Annotated in this window: 1 protein-coding gene; it reads left to right on the forward strand. The window is 77.3% G+C overall.

Annotation, left to right across the window (positions count from 1 at the left end):
- Positions 1-3,459: SDR family NAD(P)-dependent oxidoreductase (locus CCN29_RS23435; protein WP_143661368.1), on the forward strand; the 3,459-nt coding region annotated here is incomplete at both ends.

The raw sequence follows: 3,459 nt of genomic DNA on the forward strand, positions 1-3,459 counted from the left end.
TTCGTCGAACTCGGCCCCGACGCCACCCTCACCCCCCTCACCCGCGCCACCCTCGACGACACCACCGACCCGGTCTGCGTGGCCGTACAGCGCAAGGACCGGTCCGAGACGGACACCCTGGTCGCCGCACTCGCGGTTCTGCACACCACGGGCGCGCCCGTGGACTGGGCCGCGATGTCCGGCGCCGTCGGCACCGTTCCCCTGCCCACGTACGCCTTCCAGCGCCGCCGGTACTGGCCCGAGCCCCGGCGTGTCGAGGCCGGGGCGTCCGGTGGGGCCGTCGCGCCCGCCGAGGACGCCTTCTGGAAGGCCGTCGAACGCGGGGACACCCGTGAACTCGCCGACGCCCTGCACCTGGACGACGCTACCCTCGGCACCGTGCTGCCGGCCCTGTCGGCGTGGCGGCGCCTCCAGACGGAACAGCTCGTCGCCGACTCCTGGCGCTACCGCGTCCACTGGCGGCGACTCGACTCCACCGGCGTCCCGGCCGGCGCGGACACCGGCCGGTGGCTGCTGCTCCAGCCCGTCAACGCCGACGCGTCCGACGACACCGCCCCCGGCGACACCCCACTCCCCGGCATCGAGGAGTTCCTCCCCGGCATCGAGCGCCTGACCTGCCCCGCCGACGCCGACCGGGCCACGCTGGCCGCCCTGCTCACCGACGCCGCCACCGCCGGCGGAGGCGCCCCGCTCGCCGGTGTGCTCTCCTGCCTGCCCGGCGTCGCCACGGCGCTGGCCGTCGTCCAGGCCCACGCCGACGCCCGACTCACCGCGCCTCTCTGGCTGTTGACCAGCGGCGCCGTCACCGTCGGCACCGGCACGGAGGCCGTCGTCGAGCCGAGTGCCGCCGCCGTGTGGGGGCTGGGCCGTGTGGCCGCCCTGGAGCACCCCGACCGCTGGGGCGGGCTGCTCGACCTGCCCGCCAGGCCGGACCGCCGTGCGCTCGCCCGCGCCGCCGCCGTTCTCACCTCGGGCGCCGAGGACCAGGTCGCCGTCCGCGGCGGCACCGCGCACGCCCGCAGGCTCGTCCCCGCTCCCGCGCCCGTGTCCGCCACGACCGGGGAGTGGACCGCGCCGGAACGCGTCCTCGTCACCGGCGGCACCGGTGCGCTCGGTTCCCGCGTCGCCCGCTGGGCCGTCGCGCGCGGCGCCCGTGAGCTGGTCCTCACCAGCCGCCGTGGCCCCGACGCCCCCGGCGCCGATGCTCTGCGCGCCGACCTCGCCCGGCTCGGCGCGAAGGTCACCGTCGTCGCCTGCGACACGGGCGACCGTGACGCCGTGGCCCGGCTGCTGGCCGCCCACCCCGTCGACGCGGTGATGCACGCCGCCGGCATCCTCGACGACGAGATCATCACCGGCTGCACGCCGGACCGGCTCGCCGCCGTCCTGCGGGCCAAGGCCGACGCGGCCGACCACCTGGACGCCCTCACCCGCGACAGCGACCTGACCGCCTTCGTCGTCTTCTCCTCCGTCGCCGGTGTGTGGGGCAGCGGCGGCCAGGCCGCCTACGCCGCCGCCAACGCCCACCTCGACGCCCTGGTGGAGCGCCGCCGCGCCCGCGGTCTGGCCGGCACGGCCGTCGCCTGGGGTCCCTGGGACGGCACCGGCATGGCCGCCGACCCGGCGGCGCAGGAGACGCTGCACCGCCGCGGACTGCGCCCGCTCGACCCGGACGCGGCACTGACCGCGCTCGGCCGCGCGCTCGTGGCCCGCGACACCGCCGTCGTCGTGGCCGACATGGACTGGGCGCGGTTCGCGCCCGCCTTCACCACCGGCCGCCCCAGCCCTCTGCTCGCCCAGCTCACCGAGGCCGCCGCACCGGCCGTCACCGGCGCCACCGCGTCCGCTGCCGCCGGCGCGGGCGGCGCGCTGCGCGACCGGCTCGACCCGCTGTCCGCCGAGGAGCGCGCCGCCGCCCTGCTGGACCTCGTGCGCCGTCGCGCCGCCGTCGCGCTCGGCCACGCCGACCCGGCCGCCGTCGCCGAGGGCCGCGCCTTCCGCGACATGGGCTTCGACTCGCTCACCGCCGTCGAACTGCGCGACGACCTCACCGCGGAGACCGGCGTCACCCTGTCCACCACGCTCGTCTTCGACCACCCGACCCCGGCCGCCGTCGCCGACCATCTGCACGATCAGATGTACGGGGAGGCGCACGGCGAGGCGTACGGGACGGGGGAGCGGCGGGCCGCGACGGCCGCCACGGCCACCGGCACCGACCCGGTCGTCATCGTCGGCATGGGCTGCCGGCTGCCCGGCGGCGTCGACGGCCCCGACCGGCTCTGGGAACTGCTCGCGTCCGGCGGCGACGCCGTCGGCGGGTTCCCCGAGGACCGCGGCTGGGACCTCACGCTCCTGCGGGAGGCCAGCGACACCCTGTCCGGCGGCTTCCTCGCCGACGCCTCCGCCTTCGACGCCGCGTTCTTCGGCATCAGCCCTCGCGAGGCCCAGGCCCTCGACCCGCAGCAACGGCTCTTCCTGGAGACCTCCTGGGAGGCCCTGGAGCGCGCCGGGATCGCCCCCACCGCGCTGAAGGGCTCCCGCACCGGCGTCTTCGCCGGCGCCGGCAGCTCCGGCTACGCCACCGGCCTCACCGAGGTGCCCGAAGGACTCGGCGGGCACCTGCTCACCGGCCAGGCCGGCAGCGTGGTCTCCGGACGCGTCTCCTACACCCTCGGCCTGGAGGGCCCGGCCGTCACCGTCGACACCGCCTGCTCGTCCTCCCTCGTCGCGCTGCACCTCGCCGTGCAGTCGCTGCGCTCCGGCGAGTGCGACCTCGCCCTGGCCGGCGGCGTCACCGTCATGGCCGAGCCGGGGGCGTTCGTCGAGTTCAGCCTCCAGGGCGGCCTCGCGCCCGACGGCCGCTGCAAGGCGTTCTCCGACGACGCCGACGGCACCGGCTGGGCCGAGGGCGTGGGCGTCCTGGTCGTCGAACGGCTCTCCGACGCCCGCCGCAACGGCCACCCCGTCCTCGCCGTCGTCGAGGGCACCGCCGTCAACCAGGACGGCGCCTCCAACGGCCTCACCGCCCCCAACGGGCCCGCCCAGCAGCGCGTCATCCGCGAGGCCCTCGCCGCCGCCGGACTGCGCCCGCAGGACGTCGACGCCGTGGAGGGGCACGGCACCGGCACCACCCTCGGCGACCCCATCGAGGCGCAGGCACTGCTCGCCGCATACGGCCAGGACCGGCCCGACGACCGGCCGCTGTGGCTGGGCTCGGTCAAGTCCAACTTCGGCCACACGCAGGCCGCCGCGGGCGCCGTCGGCATCATCAAGACGGTCCTCGCCCTGAGGGAGAACCTCCTCCCGCGCACCCTGCACGCCGGGCGCCCCTCCTCCCGCGTCGACTGGGGCACCGGACAGGTACGGCTGCTGAGCGAACCCGTCGCCTGGCCGGCGGGCGACCGACCGCGCCGCGCCGGCGTCTCCGCCTTCGGCGTCTCCGGCACCAACGCCCACGTC

This window comes from Streptomyces pseudogriseolus, assembly GCA_002154585.1.
Lineage (GTDB): Bacteria > Actinomycetota > Actinomycetes > Streptomycetales > Streptomycetaceae > Streptomyces > Streptomyces pseudogriseolus.